General features: G+C 63.8%; 22 protein-coding genes. 8 read left to right on the top strand and 14 right to left on the bottom strand.

All coding sequences use genetic code 11. The features are described 5' to 3' along the window. Nucleotides 1-201 precede the first annotated feature (201 nt). The 6 genes from M8312_RS08785 (at nucleotide 202) to M8312_RS08810 (ending at nucleotide 5,502) form a co-directional block, all read left to right on the top strand. Nucleotides 202-567 (top strand): DUF2958 domain-containing protein, encoded by a 366-nt coding sequence (locus M8312_RS08785; RefSeq protein WP_502957402.1) that lies wholly within the window; start codon nucleotides 202-204, stop codon nucleotides 565-567. Nucleotides 568-891: 324 nt separating this feature from the next. Further along, complete coding sequence (locus tag M8312_RS08790) at nucleotides 892-2,868, top strand: MobA/MobL family protein (protein WP_250117336.1); 1,977 nt, start codon at nucleotides 892-894, stop codon at nucleotides 2,866-2,868. A 184-nt stretch (nucleotides 2,869-3,052) separates the two neighbouring features. After that, nucleotides 3,053-3,691, top strand: coding sequence for a hypothetical protein (locus M8312_RS08795; RefSeq protein ID WP_250117337.1), 639 nt, complete (start codon nucleotides 3,053-3,055; stop codon nucleotides 3,689-3,691). A 3-nt stretch (nucleotides 3,692-3,694) separates the two neighbouring features. After that, the gene (locus tag M8312_RS08800; RefSeq protein ID WP_250117338.1) at nucleotides 3,695-3,943 is read left to right on the top strand and encodes a hypothetical protein; all 249 of its coding nucleotides are present in this window, start codon (nucleotides 3,695-3,697) and stop codon (nucleotides 3,941-3,943) included. A gap of 77 nt (nucleotides 3,944-4,020) precedes the next feature. Beyond that, a complete protein-coding gene (locus tag M8312_RS08805) occupies nucleotides 4,021-4,356 on the top strand; it encodes a hypothetical protein (RefSeq protein ID WP_250117339.1) in 336 nt (111 codons plus the stop codon). Between the two features lie 63 nt (nucleotides 4,357-4,419). Continuing rightward, complete coding sequence (locus tag M8312_RS08810; protein WP_250117340.1) at nucleotides 4,420-5,502, top strand: hypothetical protein; 1,083 nt, start codon at nucleotides 4,420-4,422, stop codon at nucleotides 5,500-5,502. Nucleotides 5,503-5,735: 233 nt separating this feature from the next. Here M8312_RS08810 and M8312_RS08815 read toward each other — a convergent pair whose 3' ends face one another. Genes M8312_RS08815 through M8312_RS08825 form a run of 3 tightly spaced genes read right to left on the bottom strand, consistent with a single transcriptional unit; the run spans nucleotide 5,736 to nucleotide 8,768 of the window. Beyond that, nucleotides 5,736-6,389, bottom strand: coding sequence for a TetR/AcrR family transcriptional regulator (locus tag M8312_RS08815; RefSeq protein ID WP_250117341.1), 654 nt, complete (start codon nucleotides 6,387-6,389; stop codon nucleotides 5,736-5,738). Nucleotides 6,390-6,411: 22 nt separating this feature from the next. After that, entirely contained in the window at nucleotides 6,412-7,170 is a 759-nt protein-coding gene (locus M8312_RS08820; RefSeq protein ID WP_250117342.1) for an SDR family oxidoreductase, read from the bottom strand. Continuing rightward, nucleotides 7,167-8,768 carry a class I adenylate-forming enzyme family protein gene (locus tag M8312_RS08825; RefSeq protein ID WP_250117343.1) on the bottom strand — a complete coding sequence of 534 codons (1,602 nt, stop codon included), beginning with the start codon at nucleotides 8,766-8,768 and terminating at the stop codon, nucleotides 7,167-7,169. Before M8312_RS08825 ends, M8312_RS08820 begins: the two co-directional genes overlap by 4 nt. A 230-nt stretch (nucleotides 8,769-8,998) precedes the next feature. Here M8312_RS08825 and M8312_RS08830 point away from each other — a divergent pair, with 230 nt between their 5' ends. Together M8312_RS08830 and M8312_RS08835 are read left to right on the top strand one after the other, a co-directional pair. Continuing rightward, entirely contained in the window at nucleotides 8,999-10,615 is a 1,617-nt protein-coding gene (locus M8312_RS08830) for a flavin-containing monooxygenase (protein WP_250117344.1), read from the top strand. A 2-nt stretch (nucleotides 10,616-10,617) separates the two neighbouring features. Continuing rightward, complete coding sequence (locus M8312_RS08835) at nucleotides 10,618-11,544, top strand: alpha/beta hydrolase (protein WP_250117345.1); 927 nt, start codon at nucleotides 10,618-10,620, stop codon at nucleotides 11,542-11,544. Here the strand turns inward: M8312_RS08835 and M8312_RS08840 are convergent. From M8312_RS08840 to M8312_RS08890, 11 genes are read right to left on the bottom strand one after another with little or no spacing between them, the layout of a single operon-like run. Then, nucleotides 11,535-12,314 (bottom strand): enoyl-CoA hydratase/isomerase family protein, encoded by a 780-nt coding sequence (locus tag M8312_RS08840; RefSeq protein ID WP_250117346.1) that lies wholly within the window; start codon nucleotides 12,312-12,314, stop codon nucleotides 11,535-11,537. The genes M8312_RS08835 and M8312_RS08840 overlap by 10 nt on opposite strands. Then, complete coding sequence (locus tag M8312_RS08845; RefSeq protein ID WP_250117347.1) at nucleotides 12,311-13,504, bottom strand: lipid-transfer protein; 1,194 nt, start codon at nucleotides 13,502-13,504, stop codon at nucleotides 12,311-12,313. The genes M8312_RS08840 and M8312_RS08845 overlap by 4 nt, the downstream gene beginning before the upstream one ends. Then, entirely contained in the window at nucleotides 13,501-13,929 is a 429-nt protein-coding gene (locus tag M8312_RS08850; RefSeq protein ID WP_250117348.1) for a Zn-ribbon domain-containing OB-fold protein, read from the bottom strand. Before M8312_RS08850 ends, M8312_RS08845 begins: the two co-directional genes overlap by 4 nt. Further along, the gene (locus tag M8312_RS08855; RefSeq protein ID WP_250117349.1) at nucleotides 13,926-14,447 is read right to left on the bottom strand and encodes a MaoC family dehydratase; all 522 of its coding nucleotides are present in this window, start codon (nucleotides 14,445-14,447) and stop codon (nucleotides 13,926-13,928) included. Before M8312_RS08855 ends, M8312_RS08850 begins: the two co-directional genes overlap by 4 nt. Continuing rightward, the gene (locus tag M8312_RS08860; protein WP_250117350.1) at nucleotides 14,437-14,901 is read right to left on the bottom strand and encodes a MaoC family dehydratase; all 465 of its coding nucleotides are present in this window, start codon (nucleotides 14,899-14,901) and stop codon (nucleotides 14,437-14,439) included. The genes M8312_RS08855 and M8312_RS08860 overlap by 11 nt, the downstream gene beginning before the upstream one ends. A gap of 34 nt (nucleotides 14,902-14,935) precedes the next feature. Then, nucleotides 14,936-15,592: a glutathione S-transferase N-terminal domain-containing protein gene (locus tag M8312_RS08865; protein ID WP_250117351.1), complete on the bottom strand. Its 657-nt coding sequence runs from the start codon at nucleotides 15,590-15,592 to the stop codon at nucleotides 14,936-14,938. A 9-nt stretch (nucleotides 15,593-15,601) separates the two neighbouring features. Then, on the bottom strand, nucleotides 15,602-16,342 hold the full coding sequence (locus tag M8312_RS08870; RefSeq protein ID WP_250117352.1) for an SDR family NAD(P)-dependent oxidoreductase: 741 nt from the start codon (nucleotides 16,340-16,342) through the stop codon (nucleotides 15,602-15,604). 16 nt (nucleotides 16,343-16,358) lie between these two features. Then, nucleotides 16,359-18,734, bottom strand: coding sequence for a TonB-dependent receptor (locus tag M8312_RS08875; RefSeq protein WP_250117353.1), 2,376 nt, complete (start codon nucleotides 18,732-18,734; stop codon nucleotides 16,359-16,361). Nucleotides 18,735-18,766: 32 nt separating this feature from the next. Next, on the bottom strand, nucleotides 18,767-19,120 hold the full coding sequence (locus M8312_RS08880; protein ID WP_250117354.1) for a metal-sulfur cluster assembly factor: 354 nt from the start codon (nucleotides 19,118-19,120) through the stop codon (nucleotides 18,767-18,769). After that, nucleotides 19,113-20,240, bottom strand: a complete 1,128-nt coding sequence (locus tag M8312_RS08885) for an amidohydrolase family protein (RefSeq protein WP_250117355.1) — start codon at nucleotides 20,238-20,240, stop codon at nucleotides 19,113-19,115. The genes M8312_RS08880 and M8312_RS08885 overlap by 8 nt, the downstream gene beginning before the upstream one ends. Nucleotides 20,241-20,272: 32 nt before the next feature. Next, the gene (locus M8312_RS08890; RefSeq protein WP_250117356.1) at nucleotides 20,273-22,759 is read right to left on the bottom strand and encodes a TonB-dependent receptor; all 2,487 of its coding nucleotides are present in this window, start codon (nucleotides 22,757-22,759) and stop codon (nucleotides 20,273-20,275) included. Between the last annotated feature and the right edge of the window lie 381 nt (nucleotides 22,760-23,140).

Raw genomic sequence — 23,140 nt, forward strand, 5'->3', positions numbered from 1 at the left:
TCTCCATGCGGCTCCAACCGGCTGCGGACGAGTGGCTTGGCGGGCTAGTCCCGGCGCATTGGGCCGCAACCCGGACGCGCGGCGTCCGGGTCCTTCACTTCGTTTCGGCCTCTGGGGGGTGCAGCCCGGTGCTCGGCCGGGTCTGCCTCGTCGCTTCGTGCCCCTCCCGCATCCGGGAGCTCGGCTCGGAGGAGAATGACCATGATCAAGGTGCTAACGAAAGATCTGGAACGCCGCTTGCTGACCAACGGCAGCGCACCGTCGCTGAGCCACGTGCCGCTGGTCAAACTGTTCAATCCGCTCAGCGCGGCGACATGGCTGGTTACCGAGATGGCCGACGACGGCGACAGTCTGTTCGGTCTTGCTGACCTCGGCGTGGGCAGTCCCGAGCTGGGCTGGTTCAGTCGCCGCGAGATTGAGCGCCTTCGTCTTCCGTTTGGGCTGCGGATCGAGCGCGACATGCAGTTCCGTACAGAGCATTCTATCGCGGTCTGGGCCGATCATGCTAGAGTTGCCGGCTCGATCGCGGAGGCGGATCGGCTCTTGCAGGGCCTCAGCGGACCGTGAGTTCGAGGTTGCGAATTATCGACTGCAAGCGCGCACGGCTGGTACGGTACGATCGTCACTGCCTTGCGCAGTGCTCGACGGCGGACGATGCATCCCCGCTCGAAGCCCAGCTCATCGAGAATTACGCGCGTCGACTTGGCAAAGTTGGTTCCAGTCTCAGTTCAGCGGCGTGGCGCCTTAGAGCCATTCAAGTAGAAACGTCAGAGGGGGTGGTGCGCAATTAAGGACAAAAACCGCCCTGCCCGTTAGGGCGCTTTTTATCCTTTTCGACCACCCCCTCTTTCTTTCGTGTAGTTGGAGCGTAAGGGCATGAAACGCCCCTCGATGACCATTCGCGATCGGTCTGTTACCCCGGAGCAGGTGCAGTCAGCCGTCAGCAAGGCCTCGACGGCCTGGCTCAGTGATCGTCGGCCGAAGAAGGCTGCTGCCGAGCGGAAGCGGCGTCACCGTGCGCTCACCCAGGAAGAGCGGGAAGCGAAGGCGCTCGCCACCGCCACCGCCAAGAAGAGGCGGGCGGACGAACGAGAAGCGCGCGAACTCGACCGCTTGCTGGCGCGGATCGGCTACCTGAGCCGCCGCAGCCAGCGCGAGGCAGAAGCGATGCTCCGGGTACGGGTGAGCTGGAAGAGCAGCGCCCAGCCCAAGGTCACTGCCATTTGCCCACGCAACCTATATGCAAGAATGGCGCCCGAGGTGACGGAGCGGACGAAAGCCGCCCTTGCAACGCGCTCCCGCATCGCGGCCGACGGTTTCAAGAACATAGTGCTGCGAAAGATCCCGCGCGGATATGGCCGCAAGGAACAGGGGACCCGTGCCTACGAGCATGGTGAGGCGGCTGACCTGGCCAGGTACATCCTGAGGGAAGAGGCTCTGGAGACCGGGATCGTCAATCGCTTCAGCAACATTCTGGAGTACGACGGCCCCAACGCGCTGTACGAAACGGACGCGTTCTCGGTGGACGATCGCCGCTGTGCCCAGATCGTCGCCTTCTGGAACGCGCTCGAAGCCTTCGAGGCCGAGGCTGATGCAGACGGCAACGTCTACAGCCACCTGATCCTGGCCATGCCGCATGAGCTCAGCCCCGAGGGCCGGGTGAAAGCACTGGAGGATTTCAGCTTCCGCCTAGACGCCCTTCATCTTCCGTTCGTTGCCAGCTTGCACAAGCCCGATGCCAAAGGGGACGTCCGAAACTTCCATGCCCACATCATCATGTCGCCGCGACCATTTGCCATCGAAGGGCCGTTCACCTGGAGCTTCGAGGCTGGCAAGGCGACCGAACTGAACTCACGGGCCGGCTACGATTGGCTGCGCCAGCAAGCGGCTGCGGCTTTCAATCATGCCTTGGAGAAGGAAGGCAAGCCGCTTCGCTACACCGGGATCGGTCAGGCGAAGCGAGGGGTGCCGTCCACGGGTGAAACTCATGACGGCCCGGCGAAGACAGCCCGCAAGCGGCAACAGGAGGCTGACGAGGCCGAACGGAAGCGTCTGACCAACCAGCTCGCTGCGCACGTCGCTGCGGTCATGGACCGGCAGGCGTGTTTGGGAGCCGAGATACAGCAGATCCTGCACCCGCTAGTGCCGAGCAAGCCCCAGCCAGCCATTTCGCCAGCCTTGGCGGCGCTACGGAAGAAATTTCCGAACCCGCTCAAGCTGGCTGGCCTGTCGGGGCTCGACCTCGTCCCATTCACCTCGGCCGACCACGCCAGCGACGATTGGTTCGGGCCAGCGTACAACCTGGCGGTTGAGCTTCGGCGAGGAAATTGGGAGCTGGTGCGCGACAACGGCGGCCAGCCCGAACTCGCCGTTGAGAAGCGCGAGGAGTATCAGGCACTCTGCCAAGCCCCGGCGCTGCCCGACATCGTCGATGAGGCGCTGCGTGAAGCTCACCGGCGCATGGTGGCAGAACGCGACTGGGAGCGGCGGGTCCGACGCGACAAAGAGCGGATCCGTAAGCAGGCGGTGACATGGCTTCGGGGCGCGCCGGTGCTGCTGTTCGATCGCGACGCGAATGTCCTCCCCGAGCTCCGGGACCGCTTTCCCAAGCACGTGATGGCGCTCGACGGCGTCCGGCAAGCGATGGTCGACTGCCACATCGCGGCGCTGGAGCTGCGGAGGCGCCCAGCGGCTGCCGCGACCAAGCGGGTCCCGGACGTAGAAGCAACGGCATCGGAGCCCGGCGCCGCCTTGCCACCTCCAGCGCCCCAAAGCCCGGCCGTCGACGATGGTGTCGAGCACCAGCTGTTCGATGCTGTTCGGCAAGGATTGGTCAAGCTCCCTGGAAAAGACCTGGGTAGAAGATAGAAGTGTCGATGGCCGAGATCGCCGGCTAGATTGACTGCCTTGGGACTGGAAATGGCCTGGGCGGCTTGCCTGCCGGTCCGACGACGGCGTTGCCGGCAGGACACGAAAGTAGCAAGCAATCTGGTCGCAAAGCGAGCGTGCGGCATGCTCTAGCTGAACTTCCTCCACAGCTTTGGGAGGAAGAATGTTCGCCCCGTTTCAGCCAGACCACCGGATCAGGTCAGTGCTCGCGCAATTCGTATTGGGCGAGGAAGCGGCGGTCACGCCGCTTGCCGAGCTCAAGCGCGAAATCCATCAGTACGGCAAGCGTCGCTGCGACAAGGAAGCGAGCCGCGACAACCTCATCTACTATCTCGGCTTCGCCTTTGAAGTGAACGAAGCGCTCGGCGTCGACAGTCTGGCCCTTACCGGACTGCTGTCTATCCCGAGCGAGGGCTTCGCGTCTATCTTCGAGAATGCAAACGACCTTGACGAGGTGGGCGACAGGCTCGTTGACGCACTTCGCTTTGCGCTCTCTCAGCCGGCCGTCCTCGCATGGGCTCGAGCCAAGGGCGTGTGGCTGCAGTGGAAGCGCCTGGAGGTGGTCTACCGCAAGGAAGTCATCGATTTCCGGAACTCGGATGCGTTTCATCGCCCCGGGTGGCGCGAAAAGTCGATCACCAAGGCCCAGCACTACATGATCGGCGAGATCGTCCGCCTCCTCGGGGTCGCGAAGCCGACGCTCGCCACCCGTGGGGAGGCGTTCGACTTCATCGCGCACCATGGCGGCAACCCGCGCTTCCTCGTGGAGCCGCCCGCGCCCGCCAACTTCTGGGAGGCTTGAACCATGAACCTCCACGATTTCCTCTCGCAGGCTCTGGCCGCACTCGACCTGCTGGACGAGGTGCAACGGCTGCAGGCGAACATGGGTGCCCAGGTCGACGCGTTGCGATCTGCCGACAGCTCGAGCCCGTCCTGGGCAAAAGACCTCGGGCAGATACAGAAGGATTACGCGAAGGTCAGCGGTAAGCTCGTGGCCTTGTCCGAGATCACTACCGTGTTTTCCGTTCAACGCGAAAAGCTTGACAAACCTTGATCGGCGCCCGACTTTCTAGCCGACTTGGAACTCCTCGACAGGTTCATTCGAGAACCGTTTAGCAGGGGAGTATCCAAGTGTTTCACTACAATCTCGACGCCTTTGAAGCCGCGCAGAATGCCTGCGCTGGCGAGACCCTGGGTGTTGCTGCGGTTGTTGCGGCACCCACATCTGCCGCCAGTGAGCTGCTGCTGGCAGGCACCAGCTTACCCAGCGTGGCGCGAGCGCTCTTGTGCCAGGAATTCCTGAACGCCGTATCGGGGCTCCCCGAGGCTGAGCAGAGCGGACAGGTGCTGCTCGGTTCGACGGACTTCCGCACCGTCAAGAACGTCCACCTCTGGTGTCCCCGCGTGCGGTTCCTTGCCGTAACGGAGAGCGCTCCCGCCATGGCCGGGCGGATCAACTGGATGTGACACGCAGGATCGCTGCGGACGGATACCGATCCATTCGACCGCTCCGCCGAAGCGATCGACATCATGATCGGGCAGGTGGCGCCGCACGGAGAGTTCGATCCGGAGACCCTGGCAGAAGACCTGTTCGACCTGGCCGGGGATCACGCGCAAGTCGTCGAAGCACTCTTCCGGGGCGACGTCGACGACGTCCCTGACCTCATCGACGAATCCGACGCCGGGCGGGAGGAAGAGCCCGCTTTGATCCAGGCGTCGGCCTGGATGTACGTCTGCTGGGGCGGCTTCGAAAGCCAGCGGGAAGCCTGCTACGGCTGGAGCCAGAAGCACGTGCCGCTTGACGGATTGTGGAACCTGGCCAGTGACAAGCCCGTGACCATCGGTCAGCTCTTCCGGCCGCGGTTGAGGCAACATGCGTTCGCTTCCGAGATGAAGGGCATCTACGAGGCCAATCTTGCCAGCGGGATCCGCGAGGTGACCGACAAGCGCACCATCAACAGTATCGAACGACGGTTGAAGGAGGTCGGCCTCGGCTTCATCAATCGAAAGAGCGAGAAGGAGATTTTCGCAGCCTTCGGCGCCGGCGGGGCCGCCTGTCTCCTTGAGGAACTGGACCAAAGAGCTGCCGCAGCTGACGTCTACTTGCGCTGCTATCAAGCCGATCTCAAGGGCCCCGACGGAAAGAGCAGGGCTGGCAAGCATGCCGATGCTCTGTTGGCGCGGATTTCCTGCGTCGACCGCCTGGCCATCGTCGTTGCCCGCACCTGCCACCTGGCGGAACTGGCGCGACACGCCAAGACCACCGATGATCTGCGCGCGATGCTGAACGCCCACCTGCCCGGCATTCTTCGTCCGCGCAAAGACAAGCGAGATGCACCGGAAAAGGAGCGCATGCGCAACATCTACCACGTCTTGCGAGTCGAGTTCCTGCGTGACGGGGAGCATTGGTCCAAGGCGGAGAAGCAGCAACCCCTCGACATGCGCGCGCTGGCGCCATTAGAGTTAACGGAGGGGGAGCGCCAGCGTGGCCACGAGATCTTCGACCGGTGCTGGCGGGAACTCCAGAACCAGCCCTTGGACTGGCGTTTCATCTCGCCCTTCGGCTGGCAGTGCGACAATCGTCCACGCGTTCGCTTCAGCGCGCCGGCGTAACGCGTTTCGGATGAAGGCCGCTGTTGGACGGCCTTCATCCGGTCTTGCGTGCATCCTTGAAGGCTGAGCGAACGTGATCGAGCCAGAGTCCGCTTCGCGCCCATTGCGGTCGTTCCGGCCTCAAATGGTACTGCCCGAGTTCGGCCACCAGTTCATTTTCGCGAGGTCGAGTTCCTATCTCATCTCGCGATCGAACACCGGCATACTGATCGCTGGCGACTAGCCTCAACCCTTCAGTACGTTTTCTCGAGGCCCGCCAGCGCGATTTCGGCGAACACTTTTCCGACTTCGGATGAGCTTTCGCCTTGCGTTGGACGATACCAGCGATGCGTCCAGTTGAGCATTCCTAGGATCGCAAAGGCAATCGAGCGCGCCGATCCAATTGGCCGAAGGCTGCCGTTGGCAATACCCTCCTCGATGATGCCGACGAATGACTTCTCAATGCTGCGGTTGATGGCACGCATCTCCGCAGACCATTGGGACCGGGCGTCGCTGACGTGCGCCAAATCCTCTCGAATGTAGATGTAGAGAAGCGGATAATTGTCGGCATAGGATTGCATGAAGGCGATGACGAGTTCGCGCAGCTTGCGCCCCGGCGAGAGCTCGGTCGCCGCGATGCGCTGGGCAAGCCGATCGTTCTCGATCAGCACCGCGCGAATGATCTCGTCGAACAGCTGCTCTTTCGACGAAAAATAGTAATACAGCGATGCACGGTCGACGCCGAGTTCGGCGGCAACTGCGGAAAGGCTGGCGCCGGCGAAACCGAGACGGTTGAAGACCTTGACGGCCGCCTCGACGATCTCCTGCCGCCGCGCCTGATAATTTGCACGGGGTAGCTGCCGCGCTGCCTTGCGCCGACGGCCAATGTTGCTTTCCGACTGGTCCATGCTCATTCCGTCCGTGTTCGCGTCAGCCGCGTGGCGCGCCCGCGACATAGAGTGTCTGACCGGTGACGAACGACGAGCGGGCATCGACGAAATAGGCCACCGCATGCGCGATGTCATCGGGCTCGCCTGGCCGGCCGACGACAATTTGCTGAAGCGCCTCGTCGACCAACTGTTCGAATGGAACCCGCATCCGGTCGGCCACGGCGCGGGTCATCTCGGTAACCACGAACCCTGGGGCGACGGAGTTCACCGTGATGCCGAAGCGACCAGTTTCGAGCGCCAGGCTGCGAGTGAAGCCCTGCACCCCCGCTTTGGCCGCGGCATAATTGGCTTCACCCGCCACGCCGAGCGCGGCGATGCTCGACAGGCTGACGATGCGGCCATAGTTCGCCGTTCGCATGGCCGGCAGAACTGCACGACTTAACAAAAAGACCGAGCGCAGGTTGACCGCCAGCACCTGGTCCCATTCGGCAGCACTCATGCGCTGCACGGTGCGATCGCGGATGAGGCCGGCATTGTTGACCAGCACCAGCGGCGGTCCGAGTTCCGCCTCGACCTGCGCGAGGGCAGCCGTGACAGCGTCTTCGTTGCTGACATCACAGGACAGCGCCAAGGCCCGGCGGCCGCAAGCTTCGACGGCCGCGACGGTTTCCGCACAGGCCTCAGCGGCAAGGTCGAGGATCGCGACATCGTGGCCCTCGGCGGCCAGGCGGTGGGCGATGGCCGCGCCTATGCCGCGGGCCGCGCCGGTGACGATGGCAGCGGGGTGGGCAACCGTCATGGAGGTGTGATCCGATCCTTCGCCAGAGCGGTGAGCAGGTGCTTGCGAGCGCGGCCCGAGGCAGTCGCCGGCACTTCAGAAGCGGCGAGCACCAGATAATGGCGCGGCACCTTGTATCGCGCGAGGCGGGCGCGGGCGAACCGGTCCACATCTGCTAGGTCGGGCGAGCGGCCCGGGCGTGGAACGAGGCAGGCGACACCGACTTCGCCCATTCTTTCGTCGGGCAGAGGCACGACGTGTGCGGCGAGGATGTCCGCGTGGCCGGTGAGCAGGTCCTCGATTTCGGTCGGAAGCACCTGCTCGCCGCCGCAGCGGTAACTCTCCTTGAGCCTGCCGACGAGGGTGACGTAGCCGTCAGCGTCGAGCGTGCCGAGGTCACCAGTCAGCAGCCACCCGTCGGGGGTAAAGCTGAGGGCCGTCTCCGCGGGCTTGTTATAGTAGCCGCGCGTGACGCCGGGGCCCTTGGCGACGAGGTGCCCGATCGCGCCGGGCGGCAACTCCGCACCAGTCTCGGGGTCGAGCACGCGATATTGTACCAGCCGCTGATGCGGCTCGGCTGCGGCGGCGGGGCCAGCATCGCGCAGGCGGCCGTTCGAGTTTAGCAGGCGGTCAGCGGGATCGTCGGGCCGGGTCACGGTCGAACTCGCGGTCACCTCGGTCATGCCGTAACCGGTCGTGATTTCACTTATCCCGAGGGTGTCGTTCAGCTCCTGCCAAAGGCGCTCGGGCGCCCTTCCTCCCGACGCAAGCGCCGCACGTAAGGTCTCCGGGCGCGGCGCGCCTGCTCTGACGGCGTCAATCAGGGCAAGGCTCATCGCGGGGATCAACAGCGCATCGGTTGGTCGGTGACGCGCACAGGCAGCGAGGAAGCGACCGGAATCGAAGCGGACCTGCGGAACGATCGCGCCACCCACCCACGGCGCGGCAAGCATCCCTTCGACATAGCCGAAGACATGGAACATCGGCAGGGCGAAGATGATCCGCCGTGCATCCTCGAACGCGCGGGCATAGGCCGAAGCGAAGGCGGTTCGGGTGAGCATGTCGTGGCTGATCATGACGCCCTTTGGATCACCCGTGGTACCGGACGTGTAGATGAGGTCGACTAGCCAATGGGGATCGATTGAGGGCAGGTTGACGGCCTCCGCGTCTGCCTCGAGCTCGGCAAACGCGGCGCCTACGCCGTCACGCGGCTGGTCGTCGGTCGGAAGGACGAACAGTCGCTTCAGTTTGGCGGGCAAGATACCGTCCAGTTCGGCTAGATAATCGACTTCGCGGAAGCGATTCAACGTAATCAGCATCGTCGCATCCGATTGCTCGAGCAGATAGCGAAAGTCGCTTCGGCGGCCATGCATGTTGAGCGGTACGGCGACGGCGCCAAGGCGCGACAGGGCGATCTTGAGCGCGACATATTCGGGCTGATTGCCAAGGATCAGCGCGACATGGTCCCCCGTCCTTACGCCTTGTTCGAGCAGGCCGGCGGCAAGCCGGCGCGACCAGCGGCCAAGGTCCGCGTAGTTCCAGGTTCGTTCGTCGCAGATAATGGCGGGCCGTTCGGACCAGCGCGCTTCGGCCAGGTCGTAGAGGCCGTGCAGGGTCAACGCGCGCCAAGGTGAGTGACGCGATGCAAGGTCCGCCTGCCGCTGCGCAATACTCAACACGGCGCGAAGTTCATTACTCGGTTCTCCTCGAATAGCCAGTTTGACCCACCTCCCACGATGCGTCAATGCGGTCGTTGACAATCGAAGGATGTGAAATCCTCGTCAACGTGACCGTTGACGAGATCGTGAGGTTGTGGCAATTTCTGCCTCATCATCGTTCGGGGTAGATCGTGACGGAAGACAAGGATGTGATCGTTGTCGGAGCGGGCTTCGCCGGCCTGCGCGCGCTCAAGACCTTTCGTGACTTGGGGCTCGACACGCTGGTTCTTGAAGCCTCGGACAGCGTGGGCGGCGTGTGGAACTTCAACCGCTACCCCGGTGCTCGATGCGACGTTGAAAGCTACGACTACAGCTATCGCTTCTCGCCCGAACTTGAGCAGGAGTGGCGCTGGACCGAGCGGTACGCAACCCAACCCGAGATACTCTCCTACATTGAGCACGTCGCCGAGCGCTTCGATCTCAAGCGCGACATCCTGTTCAACACGCGCATGGCCGGGGCCACGTACGACGCGGCTCGGAATCGCTGGCTGGTCGAAAGCGCCGATGGCAGGCGCTGGGCGGCCCGGCGGCTGATCCTTGCGCTAGGACAGCTCTCGACACCCAAGGAGACGACCTACCCGGGGCAGGAAGGCTTCGGCGGTCAGGTGATCTACAGCGCCCGCTGGCCGCGGGATGGCGTCGACCTCAAGGACAAGCGGGTCGCGATCATCGGCACCGGATCATCGGGCGTGCAGATGACTCCGGTGATCGCGGCCCATGCCGCGCAGCTGACCGTGTTCCAGCGCACCGCCAATTACTCGATCCCCGCCGCCAACGCTCCGCTCACCGAGGCTGAGGATCGCGAGGTCAAGGCGGGCTATCGCGAACGGCGCGAGCGGGCGCGCAACTCGCCCAGCGGGTTGGGCTTCGTGCCCGACGAGCGATCCGCCAGCGAGGTCGATGCGGTCGAGCGCGAGGAAGCGTATGAAAAGGCCTGGAACCGGCTTGGCTTCGGGTTTGCGCTGACGTTCAAGGACATCCTGCTCAACGAGGAGAGCAACCAGACGGCGTCCGAGTTCATCCGCCGCAAGATTGCCGAGCAGGTCCACGACCCCGTGTTGCGCGACAAGCTGACCCCGAAGGGGTTCGCCTTCGGAACTCGTCGCCCTTCGGTCGACAGCGGGTTTTTCGCGACCTTCAACCGTCCCAACGTGCGGCTGGTCGACCTCGGGGAGACGCCGATCGAGGAGTTCACCGCCGGGGGCATCCGCACCAGCTCCGAGGAACTTCCCTTCGACGTCGTGATCTACGCCACGGGCTTCGACGTGTTTACCGGCTCCCTGCTCAAGCCCAAGATCGCCGGTCGCAACGGACTGTTGTTGGCGGAGAAGTGGAGCGGCGGACCCGTCTCCTATCTGGGGCTGTCCGTGCACAGTTTTCCCAACCTCTTCATCATCGGTGGCCCGGGCAGCCCCTCGCTCCTGTCGAACGTGCTGCTCTCGTCCGAGGAACAGATCGACTGGTTGGAAGGCCTGTTCGCCCGCTGCGATGCGTCGGGCGTCGCCACCGTGGAAGCGACCGAAAAGGCCGAAAGCGATTGGGTAGACCACGTCAACGACCGGGCACGGCAGACGCTCTATCTTTCCACACCGAGCTATTACACTGGCGCCGAGATGCCGGGGAAACCGCGAGTCTTCATGCCTTATTCGGGCGGCGTAAGAGGCTACCGCCGGGTTCTCGAAAAGATCGCTGAGCGCGGCTACGAAGGTTTCGTGCTGACCAGCAGAGAAACGGCCAGCGCCGCCTGATCATGGCGTCGCCCCGCACCGATCCGGCCTTTGCCGCACTGCTGGCCGATCCGCGCATGGCCTTGCGGCCACCGCCACCAAGCCTCGGGATGGACCGATACCGGGCAGCGGCCAATGCCTTCATGGCACGGGCCCCCATCCCGGTGAAGGGCAGCTGCGAGCAACGCACCATCGCTTCGGCTGATGGCGCCATCCACATCCAGATCGACCGTCCGGACAGCGTCGGCCCGCATGATCCGGCGCTGTTCATTCACGGGGGCGGGTTCGTCTTCGGCGGCCTTGCTTCGCACGCCTCGATCGCGCGCCGGCTGGCGCTGGCGAGCGGAAGGGCCGTGATCACGCTCGACTACCGGTTGGCGCCCGAGCATCCCGCACCGGCCGCGCTCGACGACTGTCTCACCGTTCTGCGTGAAGTGGGGCTGCGACGGGCGGACTTGGGACTGACCGAGGCTCCATTCGCGATCCTGGGCGACAGTGCCGGCGGCTTTCTCGCACTCTCCGCAGCCCTCCATTTGACCAGGCAAGGTGAGCCATTGCGAGCGCTTGGCCTGTTGTACCCGATGCTTGATCCCACTTTATCGACCGCGTCGATGACGGACTTGGGTGAAGGGCATATGCTCACTCGCGAGTTCCTCGCCTGGGCGTGGAAAAGTGTCGCCGCTGAAAGATCATCCGAGTTCGGCTTCGCCGACGAGGATCTTGCCGCATTGCCGACGACAGTCTTAGCGCTGGCCGAGTGCGACCCGCTCCACGACGAAGGCCACGCATTGGCGGAGCGGCTCCGGCGGCTGGGCGTCAGGCTCGAGCAGCGAACGGAGCTAGGTATGATTCACGGCTTCGTCGGCTTGCCCCAGCTAGCGCCGGCGGCGGACCAGTGCCTTACCTGGTTCGCGCAGCAGATCGCCGGAGCCGCGCTCCGTCAGGCTTGATCGAAGACGGGCGAGCGCTTGCTCAGAAACGCACTGATCCCCTCACGACCGTCAGCGTCGCGTGAAGCGGCAGCGATGCTTTCGGCTTCGCGCTCAAGTTGGGCCTCGAGGCCACGGTCGAAGCTGTCGAGCAGCAATCGGCGGGTGCGCTGGAGCGCGCTCATCGAGCCGGCGGCCAGCTTGCCGGCGAGCGCCATCGTCTCGTAGGCGAGGTCGTCATCGGCGACCACGCGCGTCACCATTCCGAGGCTGAAAGCCTCCTCGGCATCGATCGCCTCGCCGAGCAACGCCAGTCGTTGCGCCTGGCGAAGCCCGACGAGGCGCGGCAGCAGCCAGCTGGTGCCGGCATCGGGTGACAGGCCGATCGCTCCATAAGCAACGGTGAAACGAGCGGAGGGGCCAGCAAGGACCGCGTCGCCAAGCAAGGCGAGACCTAGCCCCGCGCCGGCAGCTGGACCGTTGACCGCGACCACGAGCGGCTTGGCCAGACGCATCAGCCGCGCGATCGCCATGTGCAGCGGTGCCGTGATCGACTCGATGGCCTGCCCCGCGTCGCCCGCCGCCGCAAAGCTGCGCAGGTCTCCGCCGGTGCAGAAGAAGCGCCCGCGACCAGTAAGAACGACGGCCCTGACCGACGTGTCGGAATCGAGGGCCAGCACCGTATCGAGCAGCGCGGCCGCAAGCTCGCGGTCGATCGCATTGCCCGACGCCGGCCGGTCGAGCGTCAGAACGGCAACCGCACCGTCGCGCTGAAGGTCGAGGCCGCTCATGTCGTGAGCACGACCGAGCCGCCGTTGGCACCGAGCCCAAGCACCGCGCTCATCGCAACCCTAGCACCTTCGACCTGGCGGCGCCCGGCGTCGCCTCTCAATTGCCAAACGAGTTCGCAAATCTGAAGCAGCGCCTGTGCCGTGGTGGCTTCTCCGAACGACAGGAACCCGCCGCTTGGGTTGAGCGCAGCAATTCCGTCACGACCGAACCCATCGTGATCGATCAGCCAATCCGCCTGCCCTGCCTCGCACAGCCCGAGCAGTTCGGGCCAGGCGAGCAGGTGCCAAGCGCTATTGTCCGCCATCTCGAGCACGTCGAGGTCGGCTGGCGAGAGGCCGGCGCGGTCGAGTGCGGTCCGCGCGGCACTTATGACTTCGCTGGTGTGGATCGTGCCGCCGTTCACCGTGGACGCAATCGACGGGATTCGCCGGGCCGGGTCGCCAAAAGCACCGGATCCGATCGCGCTGCCCGCGATCCGGGCGGTCCGAGCGCCCGTGCGCCGGGCCATTCGTTCCGAACAAAGCACCACGGCGGCGGCGCCGTCGCTGACCGGGCAGATCTCGAGCAGGTGGAGCGGATCCGCGACCATCGGCGAGGCAAGCACCTGCTCGACCGTCAGCGGGTCGCGGAAGCGGGCCAGCGGGTTGTCGGCCGCGTGCCGCCGCATCAATTGGGCCGCGCGAGCAAGTGTCTCGTCGGTGGTGCCATGCTCGGCGCGTCGGCGCATGGCTTCGATAGCCCAGTAAGCGGGATTGGTGGCGCCCATCGCCACCCATCGCAGAAAGTCTGTGTCGGTGATGTCGTCGGCCCCGCCGGGCGGCCGCGGAATGAAACCCTTGGGCATCCTTTCCGCGCCGAAGGCGATGGCAACGTCGCATTCGCCGCTGGCGATCAGATTGGCGGCCGTGTGAAAGGCGATCGCGCCGGCGGCGCAGGCGCCACCGACGTTGATGCAAGCCATCGGCTGCTCGGCCACGGCCTGCGCCACTTCATTAGCGTGAAGACCCCAGCCCATGCCCCCTTCGAAGCGCGAACTGGCGGCGACCAGCGCGCCGACATCACGCCAGCCCAGGCCGGCGTCATCCAGCGCGGCATCGATGGCATTCAGCGCAAGCGCGAGCTGTGACTTGTCGGGCCACTTGCCCCACGGGTGCGCACCGACACCCGCGACCAGAACCTCCCCGCTCATCGCCCGGGCGCCGGCGCGAACTGGTAGGTGTGAACGGGCGCTCCGGCGTCGTCGGTGTAGAGCGGCGCGCAGATCACGCGCACAGGGCTGCCGATCGCGATGTGGTCGAGCTCGAAGCCGCTCAGCATGCCCATCACCTCGATCCCGTCCCCAAGCGACACCAGACCAATTGCGTAGGGTGCCCAGTCGTCCATCCGGAACAGCGGCGGCGGCCGATAGCGCTGCACCGTATAACTGATCAGCGTGCCCTCGCCCGGAAGCTCGACGGCCGTCAGCCGCTTTTCGTGACAGGCCGGATTGCGGCAGCTTAACGGACGGGGAAAGTAGACCGCGCCGCACCCTTCGCAACGCGCGCCCAGCAGCACGGCATTCTCGCCGTCGGTGACGAACAAGCCCTCGGCGACCGCACGCGCTGCTTCGGTCATCGCGACATAATGTCCCGGGTTTCGCGCAAGCACGGCTGGCCAGAGCCGAGGTCGACAATCTCGACTTGGTGGCGAAGGTAGCGGCGCCCGCGTTTCTCGAACTTGTCGATCGCGGTGCTGGTGATGCGGACCGTGGCACCGACCTTCACCGGCGCCAGGATCTCGGTGTCGTGATAGGTGTGAATGGAGCCGATTGCAAAGGGCTTGGTGTGGTCGAATTGCACGGACAGGATGAAGTGCGACAGCAGCATGGGCGGAACGATTGCACCCCCGAAGGGTGACTCCCCGTCGCTCCGCCAGTTGTTCATGGTCCACGCTTCGAACCACGGATTGAAGTCCTCCACCGCGTCGGCATAGAGGATGACGAGTTCGGGCGTGATGGTGAGGTCGCGGCTGAGCACGTCGCCGACCTCGACCATGTCCCAATAAGTCCGACACTCCTGCTCGAGCGCTGCGATGAATTCACGGGTCTGGGCGACCTGGATGTCGCTCAACGGGCGTAATTCGTCACTCGCCATGGGCGCGCTCCTTATTGTCGACAGTGACCTCGACGAAGCCGACCGTCTTCACCTCACCCGCCTCATTGTCGCAGGAGATGTCGACCGTGAACCGGGTGCCGGTGTCCGTCGCCTGCTTGTCGCGAATGACACCGTGGGTGGTGATCACCTCGTCCGCGTAGGTGGACGCGACATATTTGCACTGCATCCGCGCGTTCGAGAACATCGCCGCTCCGAAGTGATTGACACACATCTCGAACAGATAGGCCGAGGTCATCTCGCCGGTCTGGATCGGGCCGGGCAGGCCGGTCGCGCGGGCGTAGGTTGGATCCCAGTGGTTGGGATTGAATCGGCCCCACAGCCGCGAGCCCATCAGCTGGATCAGCGCCTTCTTCTTGATGGGCTGCAATTGGGTGCCGACGGGCGTCTCGGCGGTGACCAGCACATTGGCGAGGTTGGTAGTGGAATCGGACACAGGTCTCTGCCTTTGTGAAAACGGGCGGTGCGGGTCAGGCGACTTCTGCCGTGATGTCGACGTTCATTGACCGAGGCGCCGTCTGGATAAAGGTTGGGCGCTCCTCGAGTTGCGTCATGAATTTGGTCAACCTTTGATGCGATCCGCGCCAGCGAAGCGCCTCCATGGGCTGACACATGCCGTCGGCAACGACGAATTCCCAAACGGCGAGGGTGGTGCCCAGGGCGATGTGCCCGAGAGTAACCGACTGATCCGGCCCAGGTGCCTCGACAAGTTCGGCGTCGACCGCCCGCAGTCCATGCTCGATCTTGCGCGTCAGGCGATCGATCACGGCGTCGCTTGGCGAAGGGCGGTGGGTTTCGAAGATCAGTGCCTGCGCGATCTCCATCAGCCGCTCGCCGAAAGTCTGCAGCCGCAGCGCCGCAATCCGCGCATCGACATCGACCGGCAGCAGTGGTGGGCGCGGGTACCGCAGCTCGAGCCACTGCAAGATCAGGCTCGAATCGAACACCGGCGGCTCACCCGGCGGGACCAAGATGGGCAATTGTTCGAGGGGGCTATAGCGACGTGTCTCCACCGCCTCGGCCCATGGGAGATCATCCACCGGCTCGAACGCGATCCCTTTTTCCAGCAGGGCGATCGCGACCTTGCGGGCGTAGGGGCTTGGGCCAGCGGTGATGAGCTTCAACATCTGCCTGGCTCAGACGAGGGTGTAGCCGCCATCGACCTGGGTTTCGGTCCCGGTGATGAAACTCGCCTCGTCGCTGGCCAGGAACAAGGCGAGATTGGCGATCTCCTCCGGTCGGCCGATGCGTCCCATCAGGGTCGCGTCGATGGCGCCTTGCAGATATTCCTTCGGCATTCCCCGGGTCATCCCAGTATCGATTGCCCCAGGCAGGATCGCATTCACCCGCACGTTTTGGCTGGCATATTCCGCGGCCGTAAGTCGGGTCAGGCAGGACACGCCACCCTTCGACGCACTATAGGCGGGGAGGGTCGGAAAGGCGACCAGCGCGGCCATGGACGATGTGTTGACGATCGAACCGCCGCCGATCTTCAGCATCTCGGGAATGGCATACTTCATGCCGAGAAAGACGCCCTTCAGGTTGACGGCGATCACGCGGTCCCAGTCTTCTTCCGCATAGTCGGCAGTGAGGCCAAGCGGACCCTGAATGCCGGCATTGTTACAGATGATGTCGAGCTTGCCGAAGCGGTCAACGGCGAGACGCACGAATGACTCGACCTCTACTGCCACTGACACGTCGGCATGAACCGGTACGCAATTGGCACCGGCATCTCGCGCGGTGTCGTCCTGCGCGCCGCTCACGTCGACGGCTATTGTCCGGGCACCTTCCGCGCAGAAGCGCCGGACCATGGCGGCGCCCATGCCCGAGCCTGCCCCAGTGACGATCGCGACCTTTCCTTCAAGCCGACCGGTCATGTCATCATCCTTGTAATTAGAAACGGAAGCGACCCTCGACGAGGAACGTGCGGGGTTCGCCGGGGACGGCGGTGTTCAGCGAGAAGATGTTCCCGAACCCGACGCCGCCGGTGTAATAGACCTCCTTGGTGAGGTTCTTGACGATCCCGGCGATTGACCAGCCGCTGACCTTGTCCTCGATGCCGGCGCGCAAATTGATGAGCGTGTAGGACGGCAGTTTCGTGCCGGGCGTCAGGCTAAGGCCGGTCGAGCTGAAGTATGTGGAGCTTTGAGTGTAGACGTCGCCGCGGAGTGTCCCGTTGAGGCGACCGGTGACTGGAATGCTGGCCGCGGCGAAGGCAGCGCCAGACCATTTGGGCGTGTCGGGATAGGTGTCGAAGCGCGCCTGCGGATTACCAACGACGTCCACCGTATTCTTGGTGAATTTGGCGTCCGTGTAATTAATGTTGCCGCCGACGGTCAGCCAGCGCGAGAGGTCCGCCGATACCTCGGCCTCGATTCCCTTGATCTTCGCTTCGGGCACGTTGACCGTGATCGACGCGAGATTGCCGAAGATCGCCGCATAGAAGGCCCGCTGGATGTCCTTCACCTTCATGTTGTAGGCGGCCAGGCTGAAGCGGGCAGGCACGGCGCCGAGGCGGCCCCGGTACTTGAGACCAAGCTCGACGTCGGTCGCGGTCTCTGGACGATATTCCCCACCAGTAGCGTTGCCGAACCCGACGGTTGGCGGCGCGAAATAGTTGAAGCCGCCGCTGCGGAAACTCCGCCGCGCCTTCGCGTAGACCAGCGTGCTCGGAGTGATTTGGTCCTCGAGCCCGAGCGTCCAGCTCAGCCTCTTGAAGACGTCGTGCTGGTTGAAATTGTAGGCCGGAAGGGGATTGGTGACGTAGGTGTCGTCAACGGCCCGAACGAACTTCGTTGCTTCGCGGGTGTAGCGTGCGCCAGCCGTGGCCTTGAGGTTGCCGACGATCGTGTAGGTGCCCTGCGCATAGACGGCGGCAGTCTTGTTGGTGAACTTCCCGTCGTTGATCTGCACGACCGGCGGGCTGATGGGTGCGAAGTCGAAGATGACGCTTTCGGAACGGGTGTCGTCCGTTTCGCGGGTCAGATAGACGCCCGCCACGTAGTCGAGCCGGTTGTCGAACAGACGTCCTAGGATCTGCGCTTCCTCGCTGACCTGGGTGATCAGTCCGCCGCGTCCCGATGGTCCGTTGCCGTCGATACCGTACGGCGTTCCGTCGAATTCGCCGGCGCCTTTGAACCGGCTTCGAACATAGCCGAAGACGTTCTTGAACTTGGTCTCCGCACCCAGGTCGACCGTCGTGATGTTCGAGGCGATCAGCTTTTTCTGACGGTAGAAATTCGGGGAATCGACGTTGACGATATAGGGGCCCCGCGCCTGCTGCGTGCCGAAGAAGGAAAGCAATCCAGCCGGGTCTGCGCGAGGGTGGGCCTGAAGATAAGCCGCCCAGCTCCCGGCCCCGAACGCGCTGTCAACGGCAGGCGAGAAGAGAAAGTTGAAGGGAATGAAGGACGGCGCACCCAGCGGATTAACGCTGTAGACGACGCTCGACAGGCTGGCCCCGCTGGAATGACCGTAGTCGACCACGGTCTCATTGCTGAAGCCGCTGGTAGGCTTGAGGGTCAGGCTGACGCGCGCGTTTTCACGCTTGATCTCGCCCAGCCTCTGCCCGTTAAACAGATTGAGCTGGTAGCCCCTGCGCCGCTGAATGAAGCCGGCAACGCGCAACAGGGCGACATCGGTCGCAAGCGGAATGTTGACCGCCCCCTCGAGCTGGCGGGCATTGTAATTGCCAATCCGGCCCGTGACGTAGCCGCCGAAATCCTTGGTCGGCTTCGCGCTGGTGTAGAGCACGGCGCCGCCGGTCGAATTGCGGCCGAACAGCGTTCCCTGCGGGCCCTTGAGTACCTGTACCGACGAGAGGTCGTAGAGGGCCGTACCCCCAACTCCGCCGACCTGGATTTCGTTGAAGTAGGGCAGGACGCTGGGTCGAGAACTCGAAAAGGGGTCGACCGACTGGCCGCGAAGGGAGAAGTTTAGCTGATTCTCGTTTTGCCCTGATTTCACGGTCAGGCCGGGAACGGCGATCTGCAGGTCGGTCTCGGTCGTGATGGCCTTTTCGGCCAAGGTCTGCGCGCTGACCACCGACACGGCGACGGCCGCTCGTTCCAGGGTTTCCGAACGCCGCTGCGCGGTAACGATGATGACTTCAGCGGCATTGTCAGTGTCCGCCTTGGGCGCGGGCTGGTTGGTGGTCACTACCGCCGGCCCGTCGGCGTTGGGCGGTGGAGGTGTGGTCTGCTGGGCATGCAGCGCCGTGCTCGACAGGCAGGTGGTGACCCACAATGCGGTTCTGATCTTGGCCGTCATCTTCATCCCCTTTCTTGGTCGCGCGCGTTCGTTCAGGCAGTCTCCACCATCCGCTGGAGATGCTGGGCACGTCGGGCGCGCGCCGCTTCACTGATCCGACTTGGCGACCAATCGAGCCCATTGTCGGCTTTAAGGGTAACCGAGGTGACGGTCGGCAGCGCGCCGATCCGCTCGCGGGCCTCCTTCTCGAAGAAGCCGATCATGTGACAGAAGGGCGAGGTCAGGCGGAGCTTGACCGTGACGGCGCCGTCGTCGGCGATCAGCACTTCGTCGACGATGCCCATTTCGTTGAGCCCGAAGGGCGTCCCCGCAGCGAGGCTGCAGGGATCCTTGATCTCGTCGAGGCAGGACAGGATACGCTGCTTGAGCGCGTCATGCTCAGGCATAGATGGTGCTCCCCTCCGCCTGGGCCTGGTTCGGGTCGATGAACGACAGGGTCGTGAGCGGATCGGCCGGAGGCTGCCCCGGCGCGCGGGCGAACTGATCGTCGGCGACGCCCTTGCGATAGCGATCGAGGTCGAGGCCATGAAGCCGGGCGAAGTTTTCCGCGAAAAGGCCGCGTTTGTCGTCCTCGGTGATCTGCCGTAGCGGCTTGAAAAGACCGCCGCTTTCCAGAAGGTCTTCGGGAAATTCGAAGTCACACAAGGCTTCGAGCGCCGGCTGAGGATGGCACAGCGTTCCACCCGAACCCCAGAACATCCTTTGCAGCATGTCGCTGCCGCCGATGCGACAAAGACCAAGCAGGATCTCGGCGAACGCGCGCGGGCGCCGTTCGATGATGACGTTTTGGATTTCCATATTGACGGCGATGTTCCCGAACCGGGCCAGCAGCCAAGCAGTCTCTTCCATGAAGGCCAGGCCGCCATGGACGATTTCGAAGTTTAAATCGGGGAAGTCGGTGGCCGCATTCTCGATGTCGCTGGGGTTGTAGGCATTGCCCACGGCAAACGGCCCGATCGGAACGGCCTTGTGGACGGCGACATGCTTAAGCCCGTGTTTCTGCGCCGCCTCGTAAAGCGGGTAGATCAGCTTGGGATCGTCCATCCTCCAGCTGACCGGGCCGGTGCCATCGTAGCTGGTCGGGTAAAGCTTGAGGCCCAGGGGTTTGAGCATGTCGACCTGTTCGGCGATCGACTGCACTGCCTGCTCGCCCTTCAGCGGATCGACACAGGCGTAGGCGCCGATAAAGCGCGTCGGATATTTCTCGAGGGCTTCCGCCGCCTTCTCGACCGACGAGTAGCCGTCCTTGAACGAGGCGATCGCCAGCGGATGCATCACCGCAACGTCGGTGTCGCTCTCCTTGAAAAGGAAGTTCGCGACATCATCGATCTGCCAGTCGATCAGATATTGCTCGCGGGTCATGGCATAGCGCGGGTTGGGCGGATCGGCCGCCAGATGGTACGCCAGCTCGACCATGGCGTGGCCGAGCACCGGATCGACCCAGTTGGATGGCAGATGGTTGTAGGCGTGCGTCACGGCGTCGAGCACGAAATACTTGCCGATCATGGGTCGCTTCTCCTCTCAGCGGAATGCGTTGTTCAGAACTTCGCGGATGCCTGCAGTGCTATCTCGCGACCACGCGCGATCACCCCGCGCTGCTCGCCGATGGTGAGCGGCACGCTGGTGCCGCCGGTGCGGTCGGCTCCATAGAGCAGGTAATATTTGTTGGTGAGGTTTCGCCCGACCAGGGCGAGCGAGTAGCGGTCGTCGCGGGTAGCGACACGGACGCTTGCGTTAAACCGCCAGAACGCCCGCTGGTAGGTCGACGGCGCCATTGTCTCGGCGGCGTAATATCCATCCGAATAGAATCCGTCGCCAGTCAGGCCCAACTTATAGCTGCCAACAGGCACTTCGTATTCGAAGCCCGCATTGCCGGCCCAGTCGGGTGAACGCGCGGGCGCCCGGCCATTGAAGTCTTGCTGTAGCGTGAGGTTGGCGGTGCCGGGAAAGCGGAAGCTGCAATTGGGCGGCAGCGTCACGGCCGACTGCACAGTCCCCGCCGGGATGGTGAAGCCGTAGCACTGGCCGACGAAGTCGCGGAATCGGTTGTGCACATAGGCCACCGCGCCATGCAGGGTAAGGGCATTGTCGACCCTGTAATTGGCCTCGGCCTCGATGCCGCGCTGGCGGACGGCGCCGGCATTGTTGATGGTGTAGGCCACCCGGCTCGCGTCGTAGGTGTTCACCTGCAGATTCTTGAACTTATACGCAAAGGCCGTGATCCCGACGCGCAGGTGGTTGCGCAGGAACAAGCCTTTGGCCCCAAATTCGAAGCCGGATGCAGTCTCGGAATCAAAGTCGACATCGCCGATCCGGGTGCTGGTCTGGAGCGGGTTGGTCACCCCGAACCCACCGGATTTGAAGCCCGTCTTGTAGGCCGCATAGATGGTACGGTTTGCTTCCGGGTGCCACGTCAGGGTGACTTCCGGCGACACGTTGCTGTCGCTGAAGCGTCCTTTCAGAACCCCGACCTGATCGCTGCCCGGATAGACTGTTGCCAACGTGTTGAAAGTGCCAACCCCGTAGAGATTGCGCTTGTCGAAGCGTTTCCTCTCGTGGGTCCAGCGGGCGCCGCCCGCCAACTGCAGCGTTGGCGCAATGTCGAACAAGGCCTGGCCGAAGACCGACATGGTGTTGCCATGTTGGTGGCCGAGGTCCTCGTAGGTGACGAACCGCCCGCTCGCGGCGTTGTAGTTGCTGTCGCGCAGCTTGGTGTCGTTATGATCCTCGAGCGTCGTCTTCTGATAGTAGGCGCCGAGGACTAGGTTGAAGGGCCCGTCGAACTTGGACGTGTAGCGCAGCTCCTGCGAGAATGCCTCGTTGTTCTGGTCGTTGAAGAAGGCGAGCTGCGAATAGCTCGTCTGGTCGAGACCCGAGAGGAACTTGTACCGGATGAAGTTGTAGCCGGTCAGCGAGTTGAGGCTGCCCGCGCCCATGTCCCAGTCGAGATCGAGCGCCGCCGTATAGGCGTGAAGCCGACCGTAGGGCGCGCCGCCGTTCTGGCCGCCGAGCATGGTTCGCGCTATGGCGTCGGGCAGGTCGCCGATGGTAGTGCGGTTGTCCGCGACGCAATCGGCGTTGGGATCGGCAATCCCATACATGCGCGGGAAAGGTCCCGAGCAGGGCCCGATGTTCTGGGTGGCGACGCCCGGGCCGCTGTCCTTGCTGCGCGCGCCGAACAGCTTGACCCGAACGGTGAAGTTTGGCGCAAGCTCACCCTTCAAGGTGAAGCGCGCGAGCAGGTCCTGATCGCCGGGCCGCGGGTCCGAGGCACCCGGCAGCTGCGACGCGCCGACAGGAGCCCCTGCCGCAGTGTTAAACGGATTGGCGATCGGCCGCGCGGTGTTGCGCAGCCATCCATCAAGATGTCGATAGCGAATGGCCAGACGCGCGCCGAGATTGGGCGCGATCGGACCGGAGATGGCGGCATCGGTCGTGAGCTCGTCCCCGACGAACTCATACGACGCGCGGGCCTCTACGGTGAGCCGGGAAGCAGGGTCGGCGGTTTTCAAAGAAATCACGCCGGCAGGGCTGTTTTTCCCGAAGAACAACGCCTGCGGCCCCTTTAGGATTTCGACCTGGCCAATGTCGAAGAAGCCGAGCTGGGCGATTCGGCCATCGCTGGTCTGGACGCCATCGATCGCCACCGACACAGCCTGCTCGAACCCAGCCTGGTTCGCGGGAGAACTGATCCCGCGAATGGCGATCGAGCCGCCACCATTGGACTTGTAGGCACCGACAATGACCGTCGGCGTTGTCTCTCCGATCTTGCTGAGGTCGGTAGCAAGATTGCGGTTGAGCTCGGTGGGGGTGACGACGGAAACCGCCACGGGAACGTCGATCAGTGTCTCGTTGCGCTTGCGTGCGGTGACAACGATGTCGGCGCCGACCGAATTTTCAGTTTCGACTTTCGGGAGCGCCCCGTTCGCTCCCCCGCCGGGTGCGACCTGCGCAGATAATGGCGACGCGGCAAACGCGACCGCCATCGCGAACCCACTCGCAGATGCCCTCAGAAGAGCCATCATTGATCCTCCAGTGAGCACTCCTCCTGCCCACTTCCGTCTTCAGAACACACCAGCCGCCATCGCTTGTCAATACAGGTGTTGACGTTTCTTCAACGCTAGAGTTGACGACCCTTCCAAAGGCCTCGTTATTGCTCTCGCGATGGCTGACGAGGTGGTGGGTTACGGATCACCGCAGGGCGGCCAGGACGCTGACTGATCAAGGACGAGCTCCTGCGCCGATATTCGACAATTTAGCCGGATCAGGCACTTCTCGGGATCTAGGCGGTCGGGCACTCGAGGGCTCGGATCCACAGCCGCTCCCTCAGACGGCAACTCTCAAAAGCCGCCGCGTGTCGAGTCTCGCACCTGAGCTGAACGAACGGCTGGTTGGCCGAGCTCATC

The organism is Sphingomonas sp. KRR8 (assembly GCF_023559245.1).
Taxonomy (GTDB): Bacteria; Pseudomonadota; Alphaproteobacteria; order Sphingomonadales; family Sphingomonadaceae; genus Sphingomicrobium.

What these genes read in the sequence shown, in the direction of transcription:
- M8312_RS08840 (WP_250117346.1), bottom strand. Translation starts at nt 12,314, where the DNA reads ATGAGCGGCCTCGACCTTCAGCGCGACGGTGCGGTTGCCGTTCTGACG.
- M8312_RS08820 (WP_250117342.1), bottom strand. Translation starts at nt 7,170, where the DNA reads ATGACGGTTGCCCACCCCGCTGCCATCGTCACCGGCGCGGCCCGCGGC.
- M8312_RS08790 (WP_250117336.1), top strand. Translation starts at nt 892, where the DNA reads ATGACCATTCGCGATCGGTCTGTTACCCCGGAGCAGGTGCAGTCAGCC.
- M8312_RS08885 (WP_250117355.1), bottom strand. Translation starts at nt 20,240, where the DNA reads ATGATCGGCAAGTATTTCGTGCTCGACGCCGTGACGCACGCCTACAAC.
- M8312_RS08835 (WP_250117345.1), top strand. Translation starts at nt 10,618, where the DNA reads ATGGCGTCGCCCCGCACCGATCCGGCCTTTGCCGCACTGCTGGCCGAT.
- M8312_RS08870 (WP_250117352.1), bottom strand. Translation starts at nt 16,342, where the DNA reads ATGACCGGTCGGCTTGAAGGAAAGGTCGCGATCGTCACTGGGGCAGGC.
- M8312_RS08810 (WP_250117340.1), top strand. Translation starts at nt 4,420, where the DNA reads ATGATCGGGCAGGTGGCGCCGCACGGAGAGTTCGATCCGGAGACCCTG.
- M8312_RS08785 (WP_502957402.1), top strand. Translation starts at nt 202, where the DNA reads ATGATCAAGGTGCTAACGAAAGATCTGGAACGCCGCTTGCTGACCAAC.
- M8312_RS08815 (WP_250117341.1), bottom strand. Translation starts at nt 6,389, where the DNA reads ATGGACCAGTCGGAAAGCAACATTGGCCGTCGGCGCAAGGCAGCGCGG.
- M8312_RS08855 (WP_250117349.1), bottom strand. Translation starts at nt 14,447, where the DNA reads ATGGCGAGTGACGAATTACGCCCGTTGAGCGACATCCAGGTCGCCCAG.
- M8312_RS08875 (WP_250117353.1), bottom strand. Translation starts at nt 18,734, where the DNA reads ATGACGGCCAAGATCAGAACCGCATTGTGGGTCACCACCTGCCTGTCG.
- M8312_RS08865 (WP_250117351.1), bottom strand. Translation starts at nt 15,592, where the DNA reads ATGTTGAAGCTCATCACCGCTGGCCCAAGCCCCTACGCCCGCAAGGTC.
- M8312_RS08890 (WP_250117356.1), bottom strand. Translation starts at nt 22,759, where the DNA reads ATGATGGCTCTTCTGAGGGCATCTGCGAGTGGGTTCGCGATGGCGGTC.
- M8312_RS08800 (WP_250117338.1), top strand. Translation starts at nt 3,695, where the DNA reads ATGAACCTCCACGATTTCCTCTCGCAGGCTCTGGCCGCACTCGACCTG.
- M8312_RS08795 (WP_250117337.1), top strand. Translation starts at nt 3,053, where the DNA reads ATGTTCGCCCCGTTTCAGCCAGACCACCGGATCAGGTCAGTGCTCGCG.
- M8312_RS08845 (WP_250117347.1), bottom strand. Translation starts at nt 13,504, where the DNA reads ATGAGCGGGGAGGTTCTGGTCGCGGGTGTCGGTGCGCACCCGTGGGGC.
- M8312_RS08880 (WP_250117354.1), bottom strand. Translation starts at nt 19,120, where the DNA reads ATGCCTGAGCATGACGCGCTCAAGCAGCGTATCCTGTCCTGCCTCGAC.
- M8312_RS08850 (WP_250117348.1), bottom strand. Translation starts at nt 13,929, where the DNA reads ATGACCGAAGCAGCGCGTGCGGTCGCCGAGGGCTTGTTCGTCACCGAC.